The sequence below is a fragment of the Streptomyces cellostaticus genome (assembly GCF_023630175.1).
Taxonomy (GTDB): domain Bacteria; phylum Actinomycetota; class Actinomycetes; order Streptomycetales; family Streptomycetaceae; genus Streptomyces; species Streptomyces cellostaticus_A.
The window spans coordinates 20,936-45,661 of sequence record NZ_JALLIN010000047.1 but is presented as its reverse complement, the minus strand read 5'-3'; the positions used below and the strand labels follow the sequence as shown (position 1 = coordinate 45,661).

The following is a 24,726-nucleotide window of genomic DNA, read 5'->3' as shown; positions in this document are numbered from 1 at the left end:
GAAGTCGTTCATGCCGCTTCCCCCGTTCCCGGCCGGTGGCCGCTGGCGGCGCGCAGGAACGGCACCGTGTGGGTCAGCGCGTCGGCGTACAGGGCGTCCCAAGCGGCGATCTCGTCACCGGCCTCGCCCTGCTCCCGCAGGTCGGCGAGCACGTCACGGGCCGCGTCCTCACGGGCGGCGCGCTCGGAGTCCGTCTCCGGCTCCAGCGGCCCGCGGAACAGGTCGACGTCGAGGCCGAGCGCCAATTCCGCGAACTCGGTTTCGCTCACGGCCTCTTGGCCAGCGACAAAGGTGCGCATGCGCATGGTGGATCTCTCCTCTTCTGGAGCGTCGGGAAGGGCGCGGGGCGGTCGGCTGTCCTTGTCCGGGAGTGCGACCGCCCCGCGATGAACGGAGAGGAAGACCGGAAGCGGCGGGCTGTCCTTGTCCGGGAGTGCCGCAGCACCGGTGTTGGTGGCCGCCGCGAGTAGCGGCAAGCCAAGTGCCCCGGGCCGGATTCGATCCGGCGCCCTCGCGGCGTGATGCCGGGGCGAGGTGCCTCCTTCGGGAGCGTGCTCCCGTTTCAGGCGTATGGAGACGTGACCTTTCGGTCTAAGCCCTCCCGAGTGCAAAGGGTCGGGTGCGCCCTCGGCCCGCTCTGTCCCGGGCCCCTTGAGACCGCGTCCGGTGGGCGCGGCCCCCATTGGTCGTGCTTCGGCGCCACACACCTACTGCGTGGTGTGTATTACCTACCACTCACATTGGCAGAAGGATTCCGCGCCGTCAACCCGTCGCTTTCGGCTCGGAACCGCCGACCTGTCCCGTGCGGTGGTGATTCAACTGTCGCCATCCGGCGCCCGGTTCGGGAGCGAGTACTTGGGGGTGCACTCGTGCACTCCTAGGTGCGAACCCTCTGCACCCCGGGCCTGACCTGCGTAGAGTGACGATGAGTCAAGCTGGTACTACGGCCGCACTCTGGGGGTCCCATGGCAGATCGGAACGCCAGACTGGCCGCGCTCATGCAGGAAGGCGACTTCTCGCACAAGTCCCTTGCTCGCGTGGTGGTCGCCGCTGCCGCTCGGTCAGGCGAAGACATCACCTGCGATCACACGTACGTCTCGCGGTGGCTCAAGGGGGCGATCCCGCGCGGCAACATGCCGCAGTTCATCGCGGATGCCATCGGGCAGAAGGTGGGGCGCCGGCTCACCCTGGACGACATCGGCATGGGTGATGCGGCCGTGTCCTCCGTACAGCCTGACCTCGGGCTTGAGTTCGCGGACAGGCCCGAGGTGACGGCCAATACCGTCGCGGACCTCTGGCGTGCCGACCTTGCTGAGGCTGAGGTACTGGTCAGGGCGCAGCCGGATTCAGCCGCCTGGAACACGGCTTCACTGCGCTGGATCGTCGCCCCGCCGGACGGGGAGCTGACGCGCGCGGGCAACCGTGCGATCGGCACGGTGGACGTGGAGATGATTCGTTCCACCGCTGACGCGTTCAGCATGCTCGATGGCAAGTTCGGCGGTGGCCACGCCCGACGCGCGCTAATCCAGTACCTGCACACGGACGTCCGGCCGATGCTGGACGGGAAGTACTCCGACGCCGTGGGCAAACAGCTCTACTCGGCCGTGGCGGAAGCGCTCTTGCTCGCCGGGTGGATGTCGTACGACAGCGGCCTTCACGGCATCGCTCAGCGGTACTTCATCCAGGCACTGCGCATGACGCAAGCGGCAGGGGACCGGCTTCTTGGCGGCAGCATCCTTTCCGCGATGAGCCACCAGGCCACGTTCCTCGGGCGCTATCAGGACGCGGCCACCCTTGCTCGGGCGGCCTACACAGGACCGGCCGGCGTGCTGGGTCCCACGATGTCTGCACAGTTCCGCGCCATGGAGGCGCGGGCCTTGGCCCGTCTCGGTGACGAACGAGGATGCGACCTCGCCTTGGTAGAGGCAGAGCGCAAGCTCAGTCAGCGGACCCCGGACAGCGATCCGCCGTACATCGCGTATTTCGATGAAGTGGAACTTGCAGCCGAGATCGGCCATTGCTTCCGCGATTTGGGCCGGTCCGCAGAAGCGGCAGAACGGGGCGCGGGTTCAATCTTCGGCGACGGCCTGAACAACCGAAGTGACTTCTTTGCCACGATGGTGCAGGCTGAAGCCTATATCAACCAAGGTGAGATCGGGCGCGGCTGCGAAATCGCCAAGACTGCGCTACAACTCGGCGAGGGGTTGAAGTCGGCGCGCTGCGTTCAGTACGTTCGGGAATTCCGCGAACGCGTTTCACTCACGATGCGAGGTGCTGTGGAATTCCGTACCTTCGTGGAAGAAGCACGCACCTTCCGCCTGTGGCAGCAATGTGGGTTGACGCCCTAGAAGGGCGCCCAGTCTCGGCGTGATCCTCCTGACCGGAGAGTCGCCACCCGCTTCTCAACCTCGTCAGCGGCCCGAGGGTTCGCGCCCGCGTTCTGCGAGAGCCATGTGACCATCAGAAGCTCTCGCACACTCCGCAGTACGGCGTATCCGGCCCACTCACGCACGTCGAAACCGTAGCCGGCCACGAAATCCGCATACTCCGCTTCCGTATGCCAACCAAAGCTGTCGTAGTACATAGCTGTTTGCGTCAGGTCCCACTCGCGGGGGCCCGTGGCGAATCCATCCAGGTCAATCACATGCGGATAACCTGCCGCGTCACGCAGGACGTTACCCACGTTGAAGTCACCGTGCAGATGCCCCGACGGAAGCGAGAATTTGAGGCGTCCATACTCTGCCTCCAAATCCCTTGCCATCGAACGGAGGAATGCGCGGGTACTCTCCGGAATCGCGGCACGCTCCAAGCGACTTGCGACCTTTTCGAACGGCTGGAGTCGCGGCAGCGAAAAAGGCGGCGACTCCAGTTCGTGGAGTCGCCGCAGTAGCACGCCCATTTCCGCCGTACTCGCGTACGTGTCGCCGTCGGCGAGCCCTTCCCAGAAGGTGACGGGGTGATCTTCGATCACGATCGGCTGTTCGGCGTCCGTGACGAGACGAGCGGCCGGATACTCCTTGTCCGCGAGCCACCGGGCCACGGCCACTTCTCGCCGCACCGAGGCAAGGCGGTCGGCACCCCGCCCCACCCGTGAGATGACCCGGCCGCCATCGATACGGAACACGGCATGGTCCCCCAGCCGCAGGGTCTCGATGCCGTCCGGGTCGACGCCGGCGGCCGCGCACGCCCGTCGCAGGATGGCTTCTGCCGCGTCCGCGTCGAACTCGGTGCATTCCGTCGTCGTCATGCCCTCTGCGTCTCCCGTCCGACCGGCAGGGTGAGGACTTCCCGGCCTCGCCCTGCCCCCTTGCCAATCAGCCCTTGCCCTTCCATCTGCGCAATGGCGGAACGCACGGCGGTCCGAGACGCGCCGAACCGCTCGCACAGCTCTTTCTCGGTGGGGAAGCGGTCGCCGACCTTCACGCCCTCGCCGCGCAACAGATCGGTCACCCGCTCGACCAACGGCCGGCGGTCACCGGTCCCCGCCACGAACCACCCGGCACCCTGCACCGATTCGATCACGCCCTCAGCCTTGAGTGCGGCGAGCGCCCGCTCGATGGTGCTGCGGCTGACGCCGTACGCGCGCATCAGCGCCGCCTGCGAGGGCAGACCCTCTGCAATCTCACGTGCCTCAATCTTCTGGCGCAGTGCTTCAGCGACCTGCAAGTACGTACCTCGCGGACTGGCCTGCGGCACGTCCGTCCTCCCCTTCAATCGCTGACTTTCCTTACACCAGCTTCCCATGCTCAGGGATGTGAGGGACATAGCTCGGCGATCAACCCCCCATGTCACTATCCGGGCTATTCACGTTTCGCAGCGTTTGCATCATGTGTTCGACTTCCCGTGCTGCTGCCCAAGTCGGCCTATTCTCCTGTTCCGATCGCCCACCACTGAAAACCGACAGGTGCTCCCAGTCGATTCCGTATACGGCCTCCTCCGCCGTCTCGAAACCGTCAAAATGAGGAGCATCCGGGATGGCGCGGTAGTAGTCGATAATTTCTTTCATTTCCGCCGCAGAAGAAACCGGCCCCTCGTGCGGCTGCGACCAGTCATCAATGGCATCTTTGGCGTATTCATAGCGCACTGACTCAAGTGTCCCTAGGGCCTCTTCGACTTCCACCCCGGGAGCATAGTGCTCCACATTACGCAACACACGCTCAGCCTCATTGATCAGCGCCCAATCGCTGACGTCCGCCAAAGCCCACTCAATAGCAGAGGTAACGGCTTCAGCGAAGGCATGTCGACCTTCCGGCGTTTCATCCTCGGCGAGAATCTGCAGCAACGCGTTGTAATCCACTTCCCCGTTCGCTGCGTTCATTCTCTCCTTATTCTCGGCAACCGCTTCAAGTCCCATGCCGCGGATTACGGCAGAGCCAACATCTTGCCCCATCTCCAGATACACCCAAGCTCGTCGGGCAAAGTCGATTACTGGCGCACCTCGACGGCTACGAGCATCAAACGGTATGGCACGAAAGGCAGTAGTCGCAGCCGCCTCCAACTCGCGCTTGAGCTCTTTATACGTCAACAGCATGGGGCCATTACCGCGGGCTGGAAATTGCAACCACAGAGTCTCGAATTGCTCGTAATATCTGACGAGACCCATTAGTGAGATCAACTCTGCTATGTCGGATTGAATGAGGTTGACGAAGTAGTCGCGCACAGACGGATTATGGAAACCCACATAGATTTCCCCACGCTGCTGCGATGTTTTCAACATGGTGCCGTCTAGAATACTCAGCGTCTTCTTAAGGTCCCGCAGAGACTCCCCGTACATCCTCCAGATATCCTGCAAGTCCGTGAGTCGAATATTGGATAGGAATGAAAATATAACCTTCAACAATTTTACGTCGGTGTCGCTGAGCTGGTGCGTGACAATATGGTCCCAGAGTCGGTGGGGATCTTCCAGATTCGCAAGGATATCGCTGGGCGCTAGGTCGGGCTGGTCAGAAAGCAGCTCCGCCTCCGCAAGTGTTGCCGCCACGATTCGAGGATTGAAGTTGCGATGCTCGATGATGGGTCGGTAAACGTCCGGAGATGCAAACGAGGCCTTGACGCTCGCGGGCAACGGGGAATTGTAGACGTGATTGTAGAGAATGGATGCACGGCACTGAAAAGTGTAGTCCTCTAGATCAAGAATACACATTTGCGTGTCAAACGAATGCCTGTCAAGCCTCTCGTATCGCTGTTTTGCCTGAGCCAGAATGTATTCACGCGTGGTCAGAATGAACCTCTTGCTAGGATCGCGCGCCACCCTCTTCATGAGTGACAGCAGGCGGCCGTCCTCATTCTTTCCGAGCTTTTCATCAAGCGTTGTCTGACCCAGAAAATCATCATAGTAATAGACTTGCTTCACCTCATCGTCCCAAATCTGATTCGCTTCCTCTGCGTCTTCCGATATCTCAACCAGCTCATAGCCATCACTGAGGTACTGTGCGCACAAGATGTGGGCGAGGGTTGTCTTGCCGATCCCTGGTATGCCCGCAATCACGCAGACGCGCTTTGCCTCCAGAATCTCTAGCGCCCGCACGTAGCTTGGATTAACGGCGTAGGTGAGGAGCGTCTGTTCTAGCTCTCGAACCAGCGCTTGAGACCGAGTAACGATATTTTTGACGAGCAGCGAGTTCAGCACGGATGCACTCGTTAGCCATAGACGCAGATGCCTACGCACAACAAGTTCATGCTTGCGCAGCAAAGCATCTATCTCGTCCTTTCCGTAAATGTCGTCGGGAGATTTCACATAGGGCTGCAGGGCAGTGAAAAGTTTATCTTTGGCGCCCCTCGTGAGCGTTAGAGAGGTGGCCAACACGTACCTCGCAGGGTTAAGGCGCGCAACCTTGGCGGACTCAACCTTGGTGACATGCTCCACGAGTTTGGCGCGGGTAGACCTGTGCCAATGTTTGCACTGAACTATTAGCGATGAGCCGTCGGGGTAGGTATGACGTAGATCTACGCCACCGTCGGCACCCGAGGTGAAGATTTCGAGCCGGACCCCAAATTCTTCCTCGAACACGTCTTTGCAGACCGCTTCGAAGTCGAAGTCTGTCAGGCGGCTCAACTCGAACGTTTCCAACGGGTCCCCCTTCACAACGAGAGGTCCCAGTATCAGCCCGAAACCATCCGCACGTCTCCCGTTCAGCGCATCACGGCTGGTGACCACGCTGCCTGCCCAAGCAACTGGTGGCGTTGATCCGACGTTAGGGCGGTGACATGCAGCGCTGCCGGCCGTGGCGGCTGCTGCTGGAGGACTGGGGGTTGTTGGTGGCGACATACCCTGGATAGCCGTCACCTACCGGAGGGGGAACGTTGAAGGGGCTAACGGCCAGTGAGGCACGCGAGGGACGCCTATGACCGGCGGTGGGCAGCACACGAAGGACTTCCACTTCCCCGCCCTCGTCAACGGCCTCGACTTCCTGGTGAGCGCGGTGGACTCCCTGTCCGGTGACAACGGGCAGCCGGGGCCTCGAGACGTGAAGTACGCGGTGCTGCACCTTCAGGCTGCGGTCGAGACGTTGTTGAAGGCCCGGCTGGAGATGCACAGTCCCGAGCTCGTGTGGACAAAGGTAGGGGCGTTCGACCAGCGCAAGCACGAGGCCGGCGATTTCAGCAGTTGCAGCGTCAAGAAGGCCCTCGAACGCCTCCACGACACCGTCCAGATCGAGAGCACGATTGACCCGGAGGAGGACAGCCTCAAGCAGCTCGGCAACTTGCGCAACCGCATCATGCACTTCGGGTGGAAGGACACCGTCGTCGCCGTACAGGCGCGGACCATCCCCGTGCTCGATCTGTTGGTCAGCTTTGTTAACACCGACGTCCTGCCCCACGTCGATCAGCCCGCCGAGGCCTGGTCGGCTGAGCAGCAGATGGAACAGGTCCGGGCCGGCTTCAAGCACCTCACGGACTTCATCGCGCTCCGCATGCAGGGTGTGCGCGGCCAACTGGAGGGCTATGAGCATGCGACTGCGGCATGCCGGTCTTGCGGTCAGTTCGCCGTCGTGCTCGATGGCGGCGCTCACGACCTCGCCTGTCTCCTGTGCGGAAAGCAGTACGGGACAGGCGAAGAGGCGGCTTGGGAGTTCATCGGTGCCAGCAAGCACGTCAGCATCAAGGACGGAGGCGGTGACCTTGACGGCTGCGGCACTTGCGGCGCCTACGCCGTAATCAGAACGCCCTTGGCCTACTCCCCAGAAGAGGACACCTGGCTCTGCTTCGGCTGCGGATCGTCATTCGAGGGCGTCTGCGCCTTCTGCGGCCAGGCCACCGACCTCGCCCCTAGGATGGAGGACATGTGCAGCGACTGCTATGAGATCCGTCTCGACAATTTCTGAGGACCCGTGCCGAGCACACGCCATACGGGACTACCTCTAGCGTTGGTGAGGGCGCGAATCAGCACTGCGAACGGTAGCGTCCGCGACAGCCAGCAGTGCCGGATCGCGCACCGAGGGTCTCGGACAGCAGTGCCGCTCTTTGTCCTAGTCTTTGTCCAGTGCACCGATGGCCACCGTAGTTCACCGTCGTACGTGCACCCCGTCCAACCTGCCCCGTGAACCCCCACGGACGCCCCCGTACAGCCACGCGGACAGTTGGAAAGCGTGTTGGGGGCAACCCCTCACGAGTTCGAATCTCGTATCCTCCGCCAGTGCCTCACCGGGCACGATGTCGAAGGGCCCCGCTGTTCGCAGCGGGGCCCTTCGACATCGCCCGACCCGGTGCTGTCCGGTGCCGCGGTCGGGCGCTCGCTATCCACGGGCGGCCAGGCAGGCGAGCAGGCCCGCTCCGGTTCCCAGGACGACCAGTTGCACGACGCCCGGGACGCGCCATCCCAGAACAAGGAGACCAGCGCCCGTGACGCCCGCGCCGCCGACCAGGAACCACATGCCCCGCAACGCCTCCCGCGGCGCATCGGGCGGATTGGCGCTGTCGTAGGCGTCGGCCCAGCCGGTCATCCCGTAGCGGATCAACACCAGGTAGGCGATGACCAGAAGGTCGACGACGAGAAGCGCCAGGGCGACCCCCACCTGCCGGCCGACCGACGGTCCGTCCCCGGGCCCCGTGGCACCACCGGCCCGCCTGCCGGTGACATCTCCTGCTCGCATGCCGCCCAGCATGCCGACGGGCGAGGTGGAACGCATGAGTAAAGCTACTCAGTCGCACCGCTGACGGCTTCTGCGACGCCGACGAGCCGGTGCGGGGCCTCGGCGCCGGCCTTCGAGCTGTCTCCCGGACGTTCCTCGGCCTCCCAAGCTGAGCCGCTCACATCGTCGCGAGCACGTGCTCCTCCGGAAGGCGCCTTCGACAGTTGCGCGTGAACCGCAGCCACACGCAACCGTCCACGGCCGGGCTTCAGCCCGTCGCGGCGCGTTCCTTCGCCGGCGCCTGCCGGGGGGCCGAACCGTCCAGATGGACTACGACGCCGGCGTGGAAGCGGTGCACGGCGTCGTCGACGCTGCGGATGAAGCCGGACTCGGCGTTCCCCCGGCCGCTGCCCATGCTCTTGAACAGCGACAGGCGGAAGCCGGTGATGTCGGTGCCGCCGTTCTTCGGAAGCATGTCCGCCGGCTCCCGGCGGAGGCGTTCCAGCGTGCCTCGCGGCCCCCCGGCCTCGCCTTCGACGAGGGTTTCGATGTGGAGGTCCGCCGGTGCCTCGGCAAGGCGGCGGATGAGACGTTTGGCCCAGGTCAGCGGGTATCCCTGCTCGGGCGCGGGAATCTCGATGGAGGTGCGGAGCTTGGCGGTGCGCAGGTCGGCACTGATGGCCAGAATGCCGGGCGCGCCCTCGATCCGCAGCTCCGCCTGGAGTCTGCCGTCGAGACAGAGCTGATCGGCCAGGCGACTGCGGCGTGCTGTCGGGTCCGCTCCGCGCTTGGCGCGCTGTACGGGCAGTACCTTCTGGCCGAGTTCGCCACCGAGACTGAGGCAGATCTGCCGGATGAGCCGTTCCCAGCTCTCGACCACGTCCAGGGCACGCGGGTCGCCCTGGCACAGGATTTCGTTGTCGATGCCGTTGCGCACGGGCACCCAGGCCGCTCCCATGTTCTGGAAGCCGTGGCAGCCGGAGTTCTCATGCCGCAGGTAGTACAACAGCTCCTGCAGCAACCAGGCGTGTGCCTTGTCTCCGACGCCCTCGTGCCGGATCAGCATCTGGGCCTGGTGCGTGACTTCGGCCCAGGAGAGGTGCCAGAGGGCCACCTTGTGCTTGCGGCGGCCGTCGATCCTGACGTCGACGAGCGGGCTGCCTTCCAACGCGACGTCATTGGACAGCGTGATCACGGCCTCGTAGCCCCGGCGTGCGGCGATGTCCACGTATGCCTGCACCTGCTCGGGCTTGAGGCCGTTGCCGTTGGTCTTGGTCTCCACCAGCGCGGTCCACAGTTTGCCGGCCCGCTCCACCCGGATCACCCCGTCGGGGCGTCGCGGGGTGTCGCCGTGCGGCAGGGAGACCTCGGTGAAGGTCTCCATACGTCCCGACGGTGCTCCGAACGCCGCCGTGAGTCTGCGGCCGAACTCCGGCACCTGCGCCATCACCGACAGCAGCACCGACGTGGCGCGCGTCTCCCGGTCCCGGTCGCTCTTGAGCGCCGAGACCGGAAAGAGCCTGGCCTGCTTCCAGGAGTCGTTGTCCGCCAGTGACTTCCTGGCCACCCTGGGCACCGTGACCTTCTTCTTCGCCGTGCGTGGCCGCACCGCCTTCTTCGGCCCCGCCTCGTCGACGGACGGACGGGGAGCCGGAACCAGGCCCGGCGTCACCCGCGGTTCCTGCTCGACAGCCGGAGCCGGAAGCCCCGTGTCGGCCTGCTCGCTGCCGCCCGCGCCGTGCAGCGCTTCCTCTGCACCCACGTCGTCCGCGCCCGCGTCGTCGTCGATGTCGACACCGAAGTCCGTCGCCAGAGCGGCCAGGCCGGTGTCGTAGCCCTGTCCGACGGCACGGAACTTCCACTCCTCCCCACGCCGGTAGAGCTCACCGAAGATGATCGCGCCGACCGGTCCCGCGTCGTCGATGGCGAACCCGAGGAGGCTCTCGCCGACCCCGTCGGCCAATGTCACCTTCAGTTCTTCGAGCTCCCCGAAGCCGGCTCCCGCATAGCGGCTCGCCGCTACGACGATCCGGTCGATGCCGGACGGAACCGCGGTGAGGTCGAAGCTGATCCGGTCCTCGTCGCCGGTCTCCGTAGGGGTCTTCCCGAGCAGTTGCACACTCCCGTCAGCGGCAACGGGGTTGTTGTAGAAGTAGAAGTCGCCGTCGCTGCGCACCTTGCCGTTCGCGTCCAGCAGCAGCACGGACACGTCCGCATCGCCTTCACCGGTCGGGCTGACCCAGCTCAGACTCACGATCACCGAACCGGCGTTCTCGCTCAACGCCGCCAGCGCCACGTTCGAGCCCTTGACCATCTCGCGCATGAAGCCCCCCAGACCTCGCAACTCGGGCGCTTGGCCGCCCCACCCAGGCCACCCGCCCCGCACCGACGCCATGTGACGTACGGCATAGCGGAAGACTGTAGTGCCCGATGACGGGGCCGTGGCGGCGTCCGGCACAACCAGCGGCGGGAATCGAGGAGAGACCGCAGGGCGGCCCTCTGAAGCGCGTCATCGCGGCGTACGGCAACACACCTCGACGGCGCTCCAGGGCGCATCGCCCAGAACCTGGCGTCGCGGCTCCGCTGTCCCGCATTCCGCCCGGGTCGCCCGCGTTCGCGTCCGTCGGCCGTCCGGAGAAGCCCCTCCGCCGGCGCCCGGCCGGAGGCCGTCGCCTCTCAGCCGGCCGGCTGAGGACCCCAGCGCTCCGGTCCCGCTCCGCGCCAGTCGATCCACGGGGCCCCGGCCACGTCCGCCGGGTCGATGTCCAGCCCGGCTCGGCGGAGGAACTCCGCGACGTCGGCGGCGTTGTGGGCCAGGCCGAGGAACTCCCCGTCCACGCGTACGCGCCGGCCTCCGGAGGGTGCCGGTGGATGCACGGTCACGCGGATCGGTCCGGACGGCAGGCCTTCGTACACGTCCGGGACGTCGTCCGAGCCCGCGTTCCAGCGCGTCACCGGTGCGGCCGCTCGCGCACGGGCAGGTCCGCCCGGCCCAGCTCGCGAAGCTCCCACCATGCCGCGGGGTCCGGGCGCCGGTGCTGCCAGCAGGGATGGAAGAACGTCCGGGTCGACAGCCGGTGCAGACGCCGGCGCAGATCGGTGCGGCCGGGATGCTCGGCGAGCTGCCGGTACGTGGCGCTCCACTCCTTCTGAGCCTGCGCGAGGTCGTCGGGAAAGGTTCGCATGCCTGAATTCAATCACGTGTTCGATTTTTGAGGCCAGCGCAGCAGCCCCTTCCCTCCGGGGGGAGCGCCCGAGGCACCTACGCGCGCCTCGGGCGGTCGACGTCATCCCGCCGTCGGGTGCCCGGGTGACCCGGGCGGCCCCGGCCAGGGGCGATGCGCCGCCAGCTCCCGGACCCCGGCGGTCAGGGCGTCCGCCACCGCCCTCGGGGGTGTCTCGGGCGCTCCCCGGGTCTTCCACGGGCGCGAGGTCCGCGCGGCCAGCGGCAGTTCCACCTGGACGCCCCCCGCGCGGGTCAGGTTCACGGGGTTGCGCGGGTCGAGGCCGCGCAGCCCGGCCGGGATCAGCTCCAGGTCCGTCACGGTGTCGAAGGCGGGGGTGAGCAGGGCGAGCGGGCGTCCGAGGACCAGTGCCGCCTCGCGGTTGGCGCCGCCCAGGAAGATCGAGCGGGCGGCGCCGGGCCGCAGGTGGCCGTGCAGGGAGACGGCCAGGGACACATGGGAGAGGAACGTCCGCAGTGCCGCACCGGGTGCCGCGGACATCCGGTGCGAGGGGATGTGGACCGGGGAGCCGGTGGGCTGGGTGAAGACCAGCACGGTCGCTCCCGTGCGGGCCGCGGCCTCGTGGGCGAGTTCCGCCGTCCCGCCCTCCTTGGCGCCGTGCAGGGCCAGCAGCCCGATCTCCGACCGGACGGTCAGAGCGGCCTCGAACTCCACGCCCTCGACGACCACCCGCTCGACGTGCTCCATCGCGCCCTCTCCCCCGCGTCCGTCACCGCACCACCCGCACGGTCCTCGACACGGTCACCTGGTCCACCTCCGACACCCGCACCGTGACCCTCATGGTCCACGACCCGGCGATCGGCAGGGCGAAGGAGTCGGCCGCCCAGTAGCCGCCGCGGTCGGTGACCCTGGCGTCCAGGGGGCCGACGCGCTGGGCGGGCAGGACCATCGAAAGGCGGAGTTCGGGGACGGAGGACAGGCCGCCGTCGGGGCCGTAGACCACCACCTGGACGAAGTTCGTGCCGACCCGGCCGGGGTCGAGGGTGATCTGCACCTTGCCGTGGCCGCCGGGGGTGCCGACGTCGAACGGGATCGTGGTGACCGACGCGGTCGGAATGCCGACCGGCGCCGTCTCGGTCCGCGCCGCCTCGGCCTCCGCCCGGCCCGGCAGGGTGCTGGTCAGGAGAGTGGTCAGGACGAGCACCACGACGCCGGTGCCCAGTTCGGCCAGCACCGAACGGCGCAGGAGGCGCGGGTCGGGGGCCGGCGCGGTGTCCGGTCCGGGCTCCGGCCGGGGTTCGGCGGGGAGCGGCGGGCCGGTGGCCGGCACGGGCACACGGGCCATGCTCGCCGCCGGGGACGGACTCGCCAGGCGGGCGGTCCAGCTCCGGGAGCGGGTGGCGGCCGCGAGCAGCAGGGCCACCGCCGCCAGCTTGGCCAGCAGGACACGTCCGTACGCCGTCCCGGTGAGCGCCTCGACGGACCCCAGCCCCCGCCAGGACTGGTAGACACCGGTCACCGTCAGGACCACCACCGAGGCGAAGGCCAGGCGGGAGAAGCGGACGACGGTCCGCGCCACCGGCGACGGCGCCCCCTCGGGGGCCGGCTCCGCCGAGGGGTCCCGGCGCAGCGTCAGCAGCAGTGCCGCGAGGCCGCCCAGCCAGACCGCCATGGCCAGCACGTGCAGCACGGTGGAGGCGACGGCGGCGGGCACCTGCGGCCCCGCCGAGGCGTGTTCGGCCGCCGCCCAGGTCAGGGAGAGGGCCACGGCGCCGAGCGCGGCCGAGGCCGACAGGGCCCGGCGGGGGACGCGCCGCCGCAGGCTCCGGCGCAGCAGGACGCAGGCGGCGGCCAGGAGCAGCAGGGTGAGCCGGGTGAGCAGGAGCTCACCGGAGCGGCTGGTGGCCGTGCGGATGAGCGAGGACGGCGCGAACGCCCCCGCGGGGGAGGCGCCGTCCTCGTAGGGCGCCCGCAGCACGAAGAGCGCGGCGGTCGAGGCGAGCAGCACCCACCAGGCGGCCAGTGCCGGGCGGCGCAGCCGGTCCCGGCCGGGCGGGCGGCAGTACGCCACGAACACCACCGTGCCGAGCAGGAACGCCACGGACAGGTAGGCGAGGTAGCGGGCGATGTCGTAGAGGCTCGTCGTCGCCCGGTTCTCCGCGCGGTCCGGCGGCGGGGCCGCGGGTGCCGCCGTGCGCTTGCCCACCGAGAAGGTGAGGGCACCGGACACCGGATGGCTGTCCGCCGAGACCACCCGCCAGGTCACCGTGTAGGTACCGGTGGCGAGCCGGGCGGGCAGCGGGACGCGGGCCGTTTCGGAGTGGCCCGGGGCGTGGTCCGCCTCGCCGGTGCGCAGGCGGTGGTTCTTCGGGTCGTAGACACGGAACGACTCGGTGAGCAGGGCGACGGACTCGGTGAAGGTCAGCGTCACCCGGCTCGGGGCGGACTTCAGCACGGTGCCGTCGGCGGGGTCGCTCTCGCGCAGGGCCGCGTGGGCCGAGGCGGGGACCGCGGTGCCGAGCAGGAGCAGGAACAGGCCCGTGCCGAGCACGGTCAGCCGCCGCAGCCACCGGTGTGTGTCGCGCACCTCACTCCTCCGTCCACCGGCCCGGGCGGCCGCATGCGCTCCGGGCACGTCAGCCCTCCACATACGTACGCGGAGATCGGCCGCCGTGCTCAGCGCACCGGCCGCCCAGTGTGTCCGGACGGACGGTGCGCGTCCAAGGGGCGGGTCAGGACGGGTCGTCCGGGAACGCCGACGCTCGTTCCAGGAAGGCCAGCCGGGCGTGTTTCTCGGGCAGGCGGACATCGGGGACGTCGACCTCGGGCAGGACGACCGCGGGGCCCTGTTCGAAGCCCTGGCGCCGGAAGCGTTCGACCGCCCTGGTGTTGCGGACGTCCGGGTCGACCACGATCCGGCGGCGGCCGAGCCCCAGCAGGGCGTACGCCGTCACCCCGGTCAGCAGGGCCGAGGTCCAGCCGGGGCGCCGCCCGGCGGGGCCGGCGGGGGCGAGGAGCACATGGACGCCGATGTCGCCGGGGCGGACCTGGTAGACCTCGCCGACCCGGTCCGCGCCGGGCTCGTAGGTCTGCAGCAGGGCGGCCGGTTCACCGTCCCTGGTGACGAGGTGGGCGTGGTGGGTGTCGAGCGTCGCCATGTGGGTGTAGACGTCGGCCACCTGGGCGCGGGTCAGGCCGGTCATGCCCCAGAACACGGCGCGCTCCTCGCTCACCCAGGCGTGCACCAACCGGGCGTCGCCCACCGGGTCGAGGGGGCGGACGCGGACGGTGCCGTAGCCGTGGATGTGCCGTTCGAACAGGTCAGACATCGTTCTCCTGGGTGTCTTCCGGGGTGAGCTGGGCCCAGTCGGTGACGACGGGGGCGAGATCTCCCCCGAGCCACAGGGGGAGCTGGTCGCGGTGGTGCGGTGCGCCGGGTACGCCGTCGGCGCCGAAGGGCACCACCCAGCGGCTGTCCTCGCGGCGGGCGAGGTCCCAGACGTAGCGGGCGGCCGGGCCGCGGGCGGCGAGGTCGGTGAGTCCGGGGACGGCCGAGGTGCACAGCACGCAGTCGTGGTCGCCGGCCAGGCCCGGTTCGGGGTACGGCTCCTCCTCCGGCAGCGCCCTCCAGGGGGCCAGCCGGTGCGTGTCCCCCCAGGCGCCGGACGGTGCCGTGGCGGCGGTGCGCGTCAGGGCGTCCCGTACGACGGCGTCCCGGTCGACGCCGTACAGCTCACGCGCCGTCAGCAGGTGTTCGAGGGCGTGGCCGACGCGTGGGACGAGGGCCAGCCAGGGGAGCAGGACCTCGGGGTAGGCGGGCGGTTCGGTGAGGGCGGCGAACGCCGGGTGGGCGGCGAGCCCGCGGACGACCGCCGTGCGCACCGCGGCGTAGGCCGCGGCGCCGCCGCTGCCTGCGTCCATGCGGCGGTCCCAGGCCAGCAGCCGGTCGCGCAGGCGGGCCGCGTCGGGGGTGAGGCCGTCGAGGGCGGCGAGGCGGTCGAGGAGCGGTGCGGCGGAGGCGAGGTGGGTGTCGGTGTGGACGGTGTGCAGATCGGCGGCGGACCAGGTGGGACGCTCCTGGAGCAGGGCGCGGATGCGGTCGGCGCGGTGCGGCGGCGCGAACTCGACGCCGAGGGGGGCGGCCGGGCCGCGCTGGTTGGCCATCACGGCGATACCGTCGGCCGGGCGGGCGTACGGCGTCTCGTGCCAGCCGCGCCACTCGTGGCCCGGGCGCCAGGCGGGCACCACCCGGACCCGGTTGTCCGCCGCGCGCACGGGGACGCGGCCGGCGACCCGGTGCAGCAGACCGCCTTCGGTGTCGGCGGCCTGCACGACGTTGACCGGCTCGGCCCAGCCGTCGAGGGCACGGTCGACGTCGCCGACCCGGCGGGCCCGCAGGAGGGGGAGCAGGCAGCCGAATCCGAGGTCCTCCGTGACGCGGGGCGGGTAGCGCAGGGCGAGGGCGGTGGGCGGCTCGGTCGGGCCGGTCCCGTCGCCGGCGGCGTTCCGGCCGGGCGGCCGGGCGGCGGTGACGCCGGCGTCCAGGCCTTCCGGACCGCCGGCGATCACCGGGCCCCGCTCGGTCTCCAGCACCTCGATCCCGACCGGGGCCTGTCCGGCGACCTCCACGGTCTCCGTGTGCCGCAGTGCCCGGCGCCAGACGCCGTCGGGGCCGAGGGCCTCCACGCCCGTGCCGGTGCGCCGCAGCCACTCCCGGTAGACGTCCTGGTAGTCGGCCATGGCGTTGGTGACGGCCCAGGCCACGGAGCCGGTGTGGCCGAAGTGGGCGATGCCGGGAACGCCGGGGACGGCGAGGCCGACGACGTCGAACTCCGGGCAGGACAGGCGGATCTGCTGGTAGACGCCCGGATCCTCGATGAAGCGGTGCGGGTCACCGGCGACGATGGGCCGCCCGGTGACGGTGCGGTCGCCGGACAGCAGCCAGCCGTTGCTGCCGGCGGTGCCGGGACCGTCGGTGGCGAAGAGGCCGATCGAGTCGGGGCCGAGGTGCCGTATCGCCTCCTCGCGCCAGAGCTTGGCCGGGAAACCGGCGAACAGGATGTGCGTGGCGAGCCAGACCCCGAGCGGGGTCCAGGGCTCCCAGCGGCCGGGGGCGAGGCCGGACCGCGTGAACTCGGGTGCCCGCCGGGCCCCGTCCGCCAGGCCCTCGTTGACACCGTCGACGTACGCCCGCACCCAGTCCGCCGTCTCCGGGTCGCGGCTCTCCAGCGCGCCGAAGCAGCGCCTGGCGGTGTCGTCGAGGCGGGCGCGGCGGACGAACACGTCCCAGGAGAGGGCGGCCCCGCCCAGGAAGGAGGCCGAGGTGCCCCGGGCCCGGTGCCGCTCGACCTCGAGCTGCCAGGCGCGGTCCAGGGCGGTCACCCGGCCCTGGGCGCGGGCCAGGGCGCGGGCGTCGGCGGCCCGCAGATGGGGGATGCCCCAGGCATCGCGGTGGATCTCGCCGTTCGCCTCGGAGCACACCCGGAAGCACCTCTTCATTTTAGGTAAGCCTTGCCTAAGTTGTATGTCGGGAAGCGTACGCGACGCCCGGCGGCCCGGGGAGAGCGCCCCTGCGCGGCGTTCGCGGGCCCGGTCGGGCGGCGTCCACCCGGCCGGGAAGCCCCGTTGCCGGAGCCGTCGCTTGCGGCAGCCGTGCTCGCCATGGTCACCGCCGTCCCCCGGTGCACCCGGGAAGGCGGGCCGCGCCGGGCGGACCGCCGGGGGACGGCGCGGCCCGGCTGCGCCGGGCGGACCGCCGGGGCACCATCGACCCATGGACGCGAATGTGCACCTCGCCCAGGACCCCGAGGCCGACGCGCTGCTCGGGCGCAGCCCGCTCGCCGCGCTGACCGGGATGCTGCTGGACCAGCAGGTCCCGATGGAGTGGGCGTTCAAGGGCCCGGCGACCATCGCGGGCCGGATGGGCGCCCGGGACCTGGACGCCCACGAGATCGCGGCCATGGACCCGGAGGCGTTCGCCGCGCTGCTCTCGGAGAAGCCGGCGGTGCACCGCTACCCCGGCTCGATGGCCAAACGGATCCAGCAGCTCTGCCAGTACCTGGTCGAGCACCACGGCGGTGACGCCGAGGCCGTCTGGCGGGACGCCGGGGACGGGGCCGCGCTGCTGAAGCGGCTGCAGGACCTGCCCGGGTTCGGCAGGCAGAAGGCGCAGATCTTCCTGGCGCTGCTCGGCAAGCAGCTCGGCGTGCGGCCCACCGGCTGGCGGGAGGCGGCGGGGGCGTACGGGGAGGAGGGCTCCTTCCGGTCCGTTGCCGATATCACCGGGCCCGAGTCGCTGGCCAAGGTGCGGGCGCACAAGCAGGAGGCGAAGGCGGCGGCCAGAGCCGCCGCGGCGGCGAAGGGCGCGGGGAAGCAGAGCTCGAAGTAGACGTCGAAGCAGAGCTCGCAGCAGAGCTCCAAGCGGATCTCGAAGCAGTGCTCGCGGCAGTGCTCGCGGCGGATCCCGAGGTGGCCCTCAGCCGAATGGGCCCGCCCCGGTGGCGGGGCCGCCCGGGCCGATCCGAGCATGAACCCATGACAGAGGCACCCAGCGGCGGCCCCTCCTGGGACCGCGAGTACGACGACCGGAGCGTCCACGGGGGCCACGCCCCGCAGGGACACCACGAGCCCGAACCGCCCCTCGAAGGGCCCCTGCACGCCCTCTCCCGGGCCGCCTGGCAGGTCGTCCTCGGCACCGGAATCGCGTCGCTGGTCCTCGGCGTCGTGGTGCTCCTCTGGCCCGGCCCCTCCCTGATCGTCGCCGGGGTCCTGTTCGGGCTCTACCTCGTCATCAGCGGCATCTTCCAGCTCGCCGCGGCCTTCGGCACCCACCAGCGGACCTCCCTGCGCGTGCTCGCCTTCATCAGCGGCGCCCTGTCGATCCTGCTGGGCCTGTTCTGCTTCCGCGGGCCGATGCAGTCGTCCCTGCTGCTCGCCCTGTGGATCGGCATCGCCTGGCTGATCCGGGGCATCACCCAGACCCTGGCCGCGGCCTCCGACTCCACCATGCCCGCCCGGGGCTGGCAGATCCTGCTCGGCATCGTCACCTTCATCGCCGGGATCGTGCTGATCGACTCACCCTTCACCTCGGTCGCCGTACTGACCCTGGTCGCCGGCTGGTGGCTGGTGATCGTGGGCATCGTGGAGATCGTCACCGCGATCCGCGTACGGGGCATGGCCCGGCAGGTCCCGCGCACGGTGTGAGGCCGCCGGCGCGCCGACGGGTGTGTCCCGGGCGGGTACGCCGAACGGGCGTGTCCCGGGCGGTGCGAGATGGGCAGGGGTGACCGGGCGGTACGCCGAACGGGTGTGTCCCGGGCGGTACGCGATGCGCAGGGGTGACCGGGCGGGCACGGACCCGGTGCTAGCAGGACCACGCGCATCCCCCACGCAGCCGTACCAGGCCGCGCCTGCTGGTGCTGCTCCTGGCGGTGCGGGTGTCCGGCGCCCCCGTGCGGGCGAGGCGCCGCCCGCTCCACCGCGGGTACGCCGGGCCCGCAGTCCACAGCCTGTGCACGCCGCCGGTGGAGCGCGGACTCCCGCACCAGGTCCTCAGGGTCGCCTCCCGGCGCGTGACGGAGAGGACGCCGAACCCTTTCGAGCGAATCGGGGGCACGGTCCCCGTGACCGGCTCGGCGGACACCCGGGAGGCGTCGCTGGACACCGGGTGCGGCCCCTTAGGGGAGGAGGACCGGTTCGGGCTCGCCGGTGCCGCCGACCTCGGGCCGTCGTGGAGGAGATCCAGGACGGGGCCGGTGCCGCGGTGGCCGGCGCGGAGCCGCTCGGCCCCCGCGGGGAGCGCCTCGCCATCACGGCGCCACGGCCCCCTTCTCCGATACGACCGTGTATGGGCGCCTTCGCTCCGGCATTTTCCGGCGTCGCACTGCGGCGCCATGGCTGCGCCCGGAACGTCTGGACCGGTAGGCTTTCCGTGTGATCTTCAAGCGCATCGGAAACGGCCGGCCGTACCCCGACCACGGCCGGGAAAGCACCCGGCAGTGGGCGGACGTCGCGCCACGCCCGGTCCGCCTCGATCAGCTCGTGACCACCAAGCAGCAGCTCGATCTGGAGACCCTGCTGGCCGAGGACTCGACGTTCTACGGCGACCTCTTCGCGCATGTCGTGAAGTGGCAGGGCGACCTGTATCTGGAGGACGGCCTCCACCGAGCGGTGCGCGCCGCCCTCCAGCAGCGCCAGGTGCTGCACGCGCGCGTGCTCGAACTCGACTGACCCGCACGCCACGGACGTTGCCTCTTTCGGGTTCCGCAGAGGGCCATCTGCTGATCATCTAATAGGCATCGCTGCTCAGGCGCACTACGCTGCGCATATGAGCATGCTGACTCCCCCCGGCATGGGCGGCCAGTACCGGATCACGGGGGACAAATACCCTCGGATGCGTCCTCCCCGGCGGCGCGGACGGCTGGTGGCCGCCGTGGTGGCCTCCGTGGCCGCGCTCGGCCTGGTCGGCTGGGGCACCCTGCAGCTCATCGACGTCTTCACCGGCGGCGGCGAGAAGTCCGCGGCGGCCACCAAGGAGTGCCCCGTCGCGAAGGCCTCAGCCGCGCCGGCCAAGGCGCTGCCCGAGCCCCGCACGATCACCGTGAACGTCTACAACGCCACGACCCGCAGCGGCCTCGCCAAGGCCACCGCGGACGAGCTGAAGAAGCGCGGCTTCAAGATCGGCGAAGTGGGCAACGCATCCAAGGAGTTCGACAAGAAGGTCAAGGGCACCGGGGTGCTCCTCGGCCCGGCCTCCGCGCTGGACACCTCGCTGCCGGTGCTCGCCACCCAGCTCACCGGCGCCGAGCGCCGCACCGAGGCCGGCCGCAAGGGGGCCGGCCTCGACCTGATCATCGGCGACAGGTTCGGCAGCCTGACCCGGCGGGCGGCCGCCGACCAGGCCCTGGCCCGGCTGAACGAGCCGAAGCAGACGACCGCGGCGGCGGGCAAGGGCTGCTGAGCGGGGCCCGGCCACGGGCCCCGACCGCGGGATCGGGCCCCGACCGCTGGATCGGGCCCCGACCGCTGGATCGGGCCGCGGCCGCGGGGCCGGGCACGGCTCACCCGCGGCGACGGGGACCGCGCCGGCCGGTGCCGGCCCGATCCGCCGTACCGGCCCTACTCCGCCGCGCCGTACAGCCGGTCGCCCGCGTCCCCGAGGCCGGGGATGATGTAGCCGTGCTCGTTGAGGTGGTCGTCGACGGCCGCCGTGACGACCGTGACCGGGGTGCCCGCGAGCTCCCGCTCCATGACCTCGACGCCCTCCGGCGCGGCGAGCAGCACCACGGCCGTGACGTCGTCGGCGCCGCGCTTGATCAGCTCACGGATGGCCGCGACCAGCGTGCCGCCGGTGGCCAGCATCGGGTCCAGGACGTACACCTGCCGGCCCGAGAGGTCCTCCGGCATGCGCGAGGCGTACGTGGAGGCCTCCAGCGTCTCCTCGTTGCGGATCATGCCCAGGAAACCCACCTCGGCGGTCGGCAGCAGCCGGACCATGCCGTCGAGCATGCCGAGGCCGGCCCGCAGGATCGGGACGACCAGCGGGCGCGGCCGGGCGAGCTTGACGCCGGTCGTCCCGGCGACGGGCGTCCGGATGTCGACGGCCTCGGTGCGCACGTCCCGCGTGGCCTCGTAGGCGAGCAGGGTGACCAGTTCGTCGGCGAGCCGGCGGAAGGTCGCGGAGTCGGTGCGCTGGTCGCGCAGCGTGGTGAGCTTGTGAGCGACCAGGGGGTGGTCGACGACGTGGAGACGCATGCTCATAACAGTAACCGCGCTCGGCCGCACTTCGCGCTGGCATCAAACCGCCCGTCCGAGGGAAAGTGGGAGGGACGGACCCGGGGTGGTGTGACTGTGGCTGACCTGCCTGATCATGAGACCGACGCCGCCGTGGACGCCGGGAGCGCGACAGGCCCCCGGCTGCCCGAGACGGACGCCGAGCGCCGGCGCCGCCGCGCCCAGTTCCTGCGCGACCTGGCCGAGGCGCGGGCCCTGCGCGACCGCGTCCAGCCCCGGCGCGCCAAGGCGGCCCGGTTGCGCCACGCCATGCGGATGCGAACCTTCCGCTGGTAGGGGGATTCCGTCGTACGGTCGGGTGGGAAGAGACCCTTCGGAAGAAAGCCGGTGGGAAAGACCGGCGAACGCACCGGTGTTGCCGGGGCGGACGTGTGTGAGCGCCGGTGGGGCCGCGTACGATCCGCAGGTGGCGGCAGCGGACGCACACGTGGGCCGGTCACGGATCCACGATCAAAACTGCCGGACACAGGGAGCCGAAGACGTCCCCTGAGCGTCTTGTTTCTGCCACGATTCCGAGTGGACGGGGCCCGGAGCCCAGCTCCACCCGCCCAGAGACCTCCGCCGGGGGGACCCCCAACCGGCACGCCTATGACCAGTGGGAGAGTCACGGTGTACTTCGCCGCACTGCTCGCGCGCACCGAAGACGGGTGGGAAGCGAGCGACACAGAGCTCGACGATGTGGAGACCCTGTCGGATCTCGCCGACCTGGCCCGGGAAGCCTCTCCCGAAGAGGACACCGTGCTCGTCCTGATCGAGCAGGAGGACGCCTGGTTCGGTGTCGTCCGCGTGGACGGCGAGGACGATCCCCGCATCTACGTGTCGGACGCGGCCGCCGCCGCCCGCAGCGCCTACGGCGAGCTGCTGCTCACCGATGAGCTGCTGGGCCGGGAGCCGGGCGCGGACGACGGCCCCGACCTGGATTCCCTGGACCTCGACGGCACGGAGGACGGCGAGTCCGACGACGACGGGGACGACACGGACGGCACCGCCGCCGACGCCGTGCCGCACAGCCCGGTGGGCGACAGCGAGATCCTCGACGACCTGGGTATCGGCGAGAAGGAGCTGCGCACCCTGGAGGCCGAGGACGCGCTGGGCACGATCGCCGAGGCCCTGGGCGCCTCGGAGGTGCTGGAGACCGTCCGCTGAGCACCGAGGACACCACCGGCGCACCCGACCCGGTGCGCGACCCCTGGCGGTCCGCGATGCGGCTCGCCCTGGACGAGGCCCGGCTGGCGGCGGAGGGCGGCGACGTCCCCGTCGGCGCCGTCCTGCTGTCCCCGGACGGCTCGACGGTCCTGGCCGCCGGGCACAACGAGCGCGAGGCCACCGGCGACCCGACGGCGCACGCGGAGGTTCTCGCCCTCCGGCGCGCCGCCGCGAAGCTCGGGCAGTGGCGGCTGGCCGGCTGCACGCTGGTCGTCACGCTGGAGCCCTGCACGATGTGCGCGGGCGCCCTGGTCCAGTCCCGGGTGGACCGGGTCGTCTACGGCGCCCGGGACGAGAAGGCGGGAGCGGCCGGTTCGCTGTGGGACGTCGTGCGCGACCGGCGGCTCAACCACCGTCCCGAGGTCGTCGAGGGCGTGCTGGCCGAGGACTGCGCGCGGGTGCTCACGGAGTTCTTCCGGGACCGCTGAATTCCGATTTCAAACCTCGCCCCACCTTGCTGTAGGGTCTCCCTCGGTAGCGTGTCCGAGCGGCCGAAGGAGCTCGCCTCGAAAGCGAGTGTGGCGCAAGTCACCGAGGGTTCAAATCCCTCCGCTACCGCAGATGGAAGGGGCGTCCCGTTCGATGAACGGGACGCCCCTTCGGCTTCCGCCTCCGTGCCCGTCCCAGTCGGCCCCTCCACCCGGCCGGGAACTCCCCCCGCCCACCGCGGCCGCGCGGGGACCACGGATGAACGGGGAACGTGAGCGGCAGCCCACGAGCGCGCTGCCCCACCCGGACAGCCCGTGACCGGGCAGCGGTTCAGTCGCCGACCGACTGGGTGAAATGCTTCCAGGCGACGATCCTGGGCTTGCCCACGTAGCCGTTCACGTCCTCCACCGAGAGGATCAGCGCGAGGGGCTTGGACGTATCGAACCGCCGGGCGATCCTTCTGGCGTACTCCGGAGAGAAGACGGCAGGTGCGGCCAGAGTGGCAAGGCCGCCGCATCCCGCCATCATGATCAGCCTGCTGCCCGGCTCGAAGGGATTCCGGGCGAAGACCACCAGGGCGGAATCCTGCTTTGTTCCAGCCTCGGGATCCCTGGACCCCCCGAAGGACTCATCCCCTTCTCGGGCCACAATCCGGTAGTAGTCGCCGACCATCTGGAATTCATACGGTAAGTCCAGCCTGTTCGCGTATGTCTTCCACGTCTGGTTCATGTCGGGCCCACCGATGACGACTACGTTGTCCTCCGCTTGAGCGGCCATGCTGAAGGCGGACGACCTGACAGTCCCGATCGAATGGATCTTGAGTTCGCGGGCCAGGCTGAGGCGCAGGTTCATGGCCGCCAGCGCATCCGCCTCCCACAGCAACCTCCCTCCGCCGGGATCGCCGACCACGGCGGTCACGGGTGCATCACGATTGACCCGCCACAGGCGAGCGACAGGGCGACTGCTCCGGTAGTACGAGAGGAGATTGCGAGCCGTCCAGCCGATCAAGAAGGCCATGAACGAGGCAACCAGATTGATCGCGACATCGAGTGACATGACTCGCTCTTCCCCTGCTGCATCCTGCGCCCCGAAGCGAACGGCAATCCGGCTCAGTACCCGCCGGCAAGCATGACCGACAGGCACCGGGCTGAGAAGACCGCGGACGACGGGCGGCGGGTCGGTCGCAGGTGCCCTGGCCGGCGGCCGTACGGCCGCCGGGCGGCCTCGCCGGCCCAACCGGAGGTGTACGAGCGCCCCGGCGGTGCCGCCGTCGGGCCGTCACCGAGCAGTGGGGTCAGGCCCCTCCGCCACCGCGCCGGTCGAGCTCCGCCCACCGGCCCGGGCCACTCACCCAACTGTCCGCCCACCGGCCCGCGTTCCGGTCCGCCCGCGACTCGCACACAATCCCCTGGCCGGAACACATGACCGGGCGGATAAACTCACCGCCGACAACAGGGCAGCCAAGAGTCGCAGCAGGTGCAGGGGAGGCCGCGGTGGCGGTGAACGCCAAGAAGATCGCCGTGTACGTGCTCGCGGTCTTCGCGCTGTACGTGATCATCACCGACCCGGCCAAGGCGGCCGAGTACGTCCAGATAGGCTTCGAGGGCATATCGGACGCGGCCAAGGCCATCGGCGACTTCATGACCTGGGTCGCCAACGGAGCACAGAGCTGAGGTACACCCCATGATCCGTCACCTGGTCCTCTTCAGGCTCAACGAGGGCGTCGAGCGCGACGATCCGCGGGTCGTGGCGGGGGTGGAGGCCTTCAGGGCGCTCGGCGGCCTGATCGAGGAGCTGCGGTTCTGGGAGTGCGCCTGGAACATCAGCGACCGGCCCATCGCCTACGACTTCGCGATCAACTCGGCCGTCGAGGACCAGGACGCCCTGCGGCGCTACCTCGAGCACCCGGCCCACCAGGCGGGCGTCGCGCTGTGGCGGGAGTTCGCCACGTGGGTGATCGCCGACTACGAGTTCTGACCCCCGCGCACCGAAAGCCCCCCATGGCGACGATGGGGGGCTTTTCCGCGTCCGGGGGTCCCGAA

Annotated in this window: 25 protein-coding genes and 1 tRNA gene; 12 read left to right on the top strand and 14 right to left on the bottom strand. The window is 69.8% G+C overall.

Annotated features, from left to right (window positions below; translation table 11 throughout):
- Nucleotides 1–8: 8 nt before the first annotated feature.
- Nucleotides 9–299 carry a hypothetical protein gene (locus tag MXD57_RS25750; RefSeq protein WP_250404429.1) on the bottom strand — a complete coding sequence of 97 codons (291 nt, stop codon included), beginning with the start codon at nt 297–299 and terminating at the stop codon, nt 9–11.
- Nucleotides 300–965: 666 nt separating this feature from the next.
- Between MXD57_RS25750 and MXD57_RS25745 the strand changes: the two genes are divergently transcribed.
- The gene (locus tag MXD57_RS25745) at nt 966–2,348 is read left to right on the top strand and encodes a hypothetical protein (protein ID WP_250404410.1); all 1,383 of its coding nucleotides are present in this window, start codon (nt 966–968) and stop codon (nt 2,346–2,348) included.
- Here the strand turns inward: MXD57_RS25745 and MXD57_RS25740 are convergent.
- From MXD57_RS25740 to MXD57_RS25730, 3 genes are all read right to left on the bottom strand, one after another.
- Nucleotides 2,345–3,247, bottom strand: coding sequence for a phosphotransferase enzyme family protein (locus tag MXD57_RS25740; protein ID WP_250404409.1), 903 nt, complete (start codon nt 3,245–3,247; stop codon nt 2,345–2,347). The genes MXD57_RS25745 and MXD57_RS25740 overlap by 4 nt on opposite strands.
- Nucleotides 3,244–3,696 (bottom strand): GntR family transcriptional regulator, encoded by a 453-nt coding sequence (locus tag MXD57_RS25735; RefSeq protein WP_250404408.1) that lies wholly within the window; start codon nt 3,694–3,696, stop codon nt 3,244–3,246. The genes MXD57_RS25740 and MXD57_RS25735 overlap by 4 nt, the downstream gene beginning before the upstream one ends.
- Nucleotides 3,697–3,775: 79 nt before the next feature.
- The gene (locus tag MXD57_RS25730; RefSeq protein ID WP_250404407.1) at nt 3,776–6,070 is read right to left on the bottom strand and encodes an ATP-binding protein; all 2,295 of its coding nucleotides are present in this window, start codon (nt 6,068–6,070) and stop codon (nt 3,776–3,778) included.
- Between the two features lie 274 nt (nt 6,071–6,344).
- Between MXD57_RS25730 and MXD57_RS25720 the strand changes: the two genes are divergently transcribed.
- Nucleotides 6,345–7,325, top strand: a complete 981-nt coding sequence (locus MXD57_RS25720; protein WP_250404406.1) for a hypothetical protein — start codon at nt 6,345–6,347, stop codon at nt 7,323–7,325.
- Nucleotides 7,326–7,736: 411 nt separating this feature from the next.
- Here the strand turns inward: MXD57_RS25720 and MXD57_RS25715 are convergent, their stop codons facing one another.
- The 8 genes from MXD57_RS25715 to MXD57_RS25680 all read right to left on the bottom strand — a co-directional run bounded on the left by MXD57_RS25715 (nt 7,737) and on the right by MXD57_RS25680 (nt 16,756).
- Nucleotides 7,737–8,093 (bottom strand): DUF6234 family protein, encoded by a 357-nt coding sequence (locus MXD57_RS25715; protein ID WP_250404405.1) that lies wholly within the window; start codon nt 8,091–8,093, stop codon nt 7,737–7,739.
- Between the two features lie 247 nt (nt 8,094–8,340).
- Nucleotides 8,341–10,395 (bottom strand): TerD family protein, encoded by a 2,055-nt coding sequence (locus MXD57_RS25710; RefSeq protein WP_250404404.1) that lies wholly within the window; start codon nt 10,393–10,395, stop codon nt 8,341–8,343.
- Nucleotides 10,396–10,748: 353 nt separating this feature from the next.
- Nucleotides 10,749–11,027: a hypothetical protein gene (locus MXD57_RS25705; RefSeq protein WP_308290919.1), complete on the bottom strand. Its 279-nt coding sequence runs from the start codon at nt 11,025–11,027 to the stop codon at nt 10,749–10,751.
- Nucleotides 11,024–11,257, bottom strand: a complete 234-nt coding sequence (locus tag MXD57_RS25700; protein ID WP_250404403.1) for a hypothetical protein — start codon at nt 11,255–11,257, stop codon at nt 11,024–11,026. Before MXD57_RS25700 ends, MXD57_RS25705 begins: the two co-directional genes overlap by 4 nt.
- 102 nt (nt 11,258–11,359) lie before the next feature.
- Nucleotides 11,360–12,004: a poly-gamma-glutamate hydrolase family protein gene (locus tag MXD57_RS25695; protein WP_250404402.1), complete on the bottom strand. Its 645-nt coding sequence runs from the start codon at nt 12,002–12,004 to the stop codon at nt 11,360–11,362.
- Nucleotides 12,005–12,026: 22 nt separating this feature from the next.
- Complete coding sequence (locus MXD57_RS25690) at nt 12,027–13,907, bottom strand: copper resistance CopC/CopD family protein (RefSeq protein WP_250404401.1); 1,881 nt, start codon at nt 13,905–13,907, stop codon at nt 12,027–12,029.
- 82 nt (nt 13,908–13,989) lie between these two features.
- A complete protein-coding gene (locus MXD57_RS25685) occupies nt 13,990–14,586 on the bottom strand; it encodes a GNAT family N-acetyltransferase (protein WP_250404400.1) in 597 nt (198 codons plus the stop codon).
- A complete protein-coding gene (locus MXD57_RS25680) occupies nt 14,579–16,756 on the bottom strand; it encodes a penicillin acylase family protein (RefSeq protein WP_250404399.1) in 2,178 nt (725 codons plus the stop codon). Before MXD57_RS25680 ends, MXD57_RS25685 begins: the two co-directional genes overlap by 8 nt.
- Nucleotides 16,757–17,030: 274 nt before the next feature.
- On the opposite strand from MXD57_RS25680, the gene MXD57_RS25675 reads away from it, so the two are divergent.
- The 4 genes from MXD57_RS25675 (at nt 17,031) to MXD57_RS25660 (ending at nt 20,216) form a co-directional block, all read left to right on the top strand.
- The gene (locus MXD57_RS25675) at nt 17,031–17,645 is read left to right on the top strand and encodes an HhH-GPD-type base excision DNA repair protein (RefSeq protein ID WP_250404398.1); all 615 of its coding nucleotides are present in this window, start codon (nt 17,031–17,033) and stop codon (nt 17,643–17,645) included.
- A 146-nt stretch (nt 17,646–17,791) separates the two neighbouring features.
- Nucleotides 17,792–18,460, top strand: coding sequence for an HdeD family acid-resistance protein (locus MXD57_RS25670; RefSeq protein WP_250404397.1), 669 nt, complete (start codon nt 17,792–17,794; stop codon nt 18,458–18,460).
- 729 nt (nt 18,461–19,189) lie between these two features.
- Nucleotides 19,190–19,486, top strand: coding sequence for a type II toxin-antitoxin system VapB family antitoxin (locus MXD57_RS25665; protein WP_004943146.1), 297 nt, complete (start codon nt 19,190–19,192; stop codon nt 19,484–19,486).
- A gap of 97 nt (nt 19,487–19,583) precedes the next feature.
- A complete protein-coding gene (locus MXD57_RS25660; protein ID WP_250404396.1) occupies nt 19,584–20,216 on the top strand; it encodes a LytR C-terminal domain-containing protein in 633 nt (210 codons plus the stop codon).
- A gap of 158 nt (nt 20,217–20,374) precedes the next feature.
- Here MXD57_RS25660 and upp read toward each other — a convergent pair whose 3' ends face one another.
- Nucleotides 20,375–21,010, bottom strand: coding sequence for a uracil phosphoribosyltransferase (gene upp / locus MXD57_RS25655; RefSeq protein WP_250404395.1), 636 nt, complete (start codon nt 21,008–21,010; stop codon nt 20,375–20,377).
- Nucleotides 21,011–21,106: 96 nt separating this feature from the next.
- Here upp and MXD57_RS25650 point away from each other — a divergent pair, with 96 nt between their 5' ends.
- From MXD57_RS25650 to MXD57_RS25635, 4 genes are all read left to right on the top strand, one after another.
- Nucleotides 21,107–21,325, top strand: a complete 219-nt coding sequence (locus MXD57_RS25650; protein WP_284506085.1) for a hypothetical protein — start codon at nt 21,107–21,109, stop codon at nt 21,323–21,325.
- A 333-nt stretch (nt 21,326–21,658) separates the two neighbouring features.
- Entirely contained in the window at nt 21,659–22,195 is a 537-nt protein-coding gene (locus MXD57_RS25645) for a tRNA adenosine deaminase-associated protein (protein ID WP_250404426.1), read from the top strand.
- A gap of 56 nt (nt 22,196–22,251) precedes the next feature.
- Nucleotides 22,252–22,683, top strand: coding sequence for a tRNA adenosine(34) deaminase TadA (gene tadA / locus MXD57_RS25640; RefSeq protein ID WP_250404425.1), 432 nt, complete (start codon nt 22,252–22,254; stop codon nt 22,681–22,683).
- 45 nt (nt 22,684–22,728) lie between these two features.
- Nucleotides 22,729–22,813 (top strand) — tRNA-Ser (locus MXD57_RS25635).
- Between the two features lie 201 nt (nt 22,814–23,014).
- Here MXD57_RS25635 and MXD57_RS25630 read toward each other — a convergent pair.
- Nucleotides 23,015–23,740: a hypothetical protein gene (locus MXD57_RS25630; RefSeq protein ID WP_250404394.1), complete on the bottom strand. Its 726-nt coding sequence runs from the start codon at nt 23,738–23,740 to the stop codon at nt 23,015–23,017.
- Nucleotides 23,741–24,177: 437 nt separating this feature from the next.
- Here MXD57_RS25630 and MXD57_RS25625 point away from each other — a divergent pair, with 437 nt between their 5' ends.
- Together MXD57_RS25625 and MXD57_RS25620 are read left to right on the top strand one after the other, a co-directional pair.
- Entirely contained in the window at nt 24,178–24,357 is a 180-nt protein-coding gene (locus tag MXD57_RS25625) for a hypothetical protein (protein WP_250404393.1), read from the top strand.
- Nucleotides 24,358–24,367: 10 nt separating this feature from the next.
- On the top strand, nt 24,368–24,661 hold the full coding sequence (locus tag MXD57_RS25620; RefSeq protein ID WP_250404392.1) for a Dabb family protein: 294 nt from the start codon (nt 24,368–24,370) through the stop codon (nt 24,659–24,661).
- The last annotated feature ends 65 nt before the right edge of the window (nt 24,662–24,726 follow it).

What these genes read in the sequence shown, in the direction of transcription:
- MXD57_RS25620 (WP_250404392.1), top strand. Translation starts at nt 24,368, where the DNA reads ATGATCCGTCACCTGGTCCTCTTCAGGCTCAACGAGGGCGTCGAGCGC.
- upp (WP_250404395.1), bottom strand. Translation starts at nt 21,010, where the DNA reads ATGCGTCTCCACGTCGTCGACCACCCCCTGGTCGCTCACAAGCTCACC.
- MXD57_RS25745 (WP_250404410.1), top strand. Translation starts at nt 966, where the DNA reads ATGGCAGATCGGAACGCCAGACTGGCCGCGCTCATGCAGGAAGGCGAC.
- tadA (WP_250404425.1), top strand. Translation starts at nt 22,252, where the DNA reads ATGCGGCTCGCCCTGGACGAGGCCCGGCTGGCGGCGGAGGGCGGCGAC.
- MXD57_RS25690 (WP_250404401.1), bottom strand. Translation starts at nt 13,907, where the DNA reads ATGTGGAGGGCTGACGTGCCCGGAGCGCATGCGGCCGCCCGGGCCGGT.
- MXD57_RS25740 (WP_250404409.1), bottom strand. Translation starts at nt 3,247, where the DNA reads ATGACGACGACGGAATGCACCGAGTTCGACGCGGACGCGGCAGAAGCC.
- MXD57_RS25695 (WP_250404402.1), bottom strand. Translation starts at nt 12,004, where the DNA reads ATGGAGCACGTCGAGCGGGTGGTCGTCGAGGGCGTGGAGTTCGAGGCC.
- MXD57_RS25710 (WP_250404404.1), bottom strand. Translation starts at nt 10,395, where the DNA reads ATGCGCGAGATGGTCAAGGGCTCGAACGTGGCGCTGGCGGCGTTGAGC.
- MXD57_RS25720 (WP_250404406.1), top strand. Translation starts at nt 6,345, where the DNA reads ATGACCGGCGGTGGGCAGCACACGAAGGACTTCCACTTCCCCGCCCTC.
- MXD57_RS25685 (WP_250404400.1), bottom strand. Translation starts at nt 14,586, where the DNA reads ATGTCTGACCTGTTCGAACGGCACATCCACGGCTACGGCACCGTCCGC.
- MXD57_RS25660 (WP_250404396.1), top strand. Translation starts at nt 19,584, where the DNA reads ATGAGCATGCTGACTCCCCCCGGCATGGGCGGCCAGTACCGGATCACG.
- MXD57_RS25630 (WP_250404394.1), bottom strand. Translation starts at nt 23,740, where the DNA reads ATGTCACTCGATGTCGCGATCAATCTGGTTGCCTCGTTCATGGCCTTC.
- MXD57_RS25675 (WP_250404398.1), top strand. Translation starts at nt 17,031, where the DNA reads ATGGACGCGAATGTGCACCTCGCCCAGGACCCCGAGGCCGACGCGCTG.
- MXD57_RS25680 (WP_250404399.1), bottom strand. Translation starts at nt 16,756, where the DNA reads ATGAAGAGGTGCTTCCGGGTGTGCTCCGAGGCGAACGGCGAGATCCAC.
- MXD57_RS25700 (WP_250404403.1), bottom strand. Translation starts at nt 11,257, where the DNA reads ATGCGAACCTTTCCCGACGACCTCGCGCAGGCTCAGAAGGAGTGGAGC.
- MXD57_RS25670 (WP_250404397.1), top strand. Translation starts at nt 17,792, where the DNA reads ATGACAGAGGCACCCAGCGGCGGCCCCTCCTGGGACCGCGAGTACGAC.
- MXD57_RS25715 (WP_250404405.1), bottom strand. Translation starts at nt 8,093, where the DNA reads ATGCGAGCAGGAGATGTCACCGGCAGGCGGGCCGGTGGTGCCACGGGG.
- MXD57_RS25750 (WP_250404429.1), bottom strand. Translation starts at nt 299, where the DNA reads ATGCGCACCTTTGTCGCTGGCCAAGAGGCCGTGAGCGAAACCGAGTTC.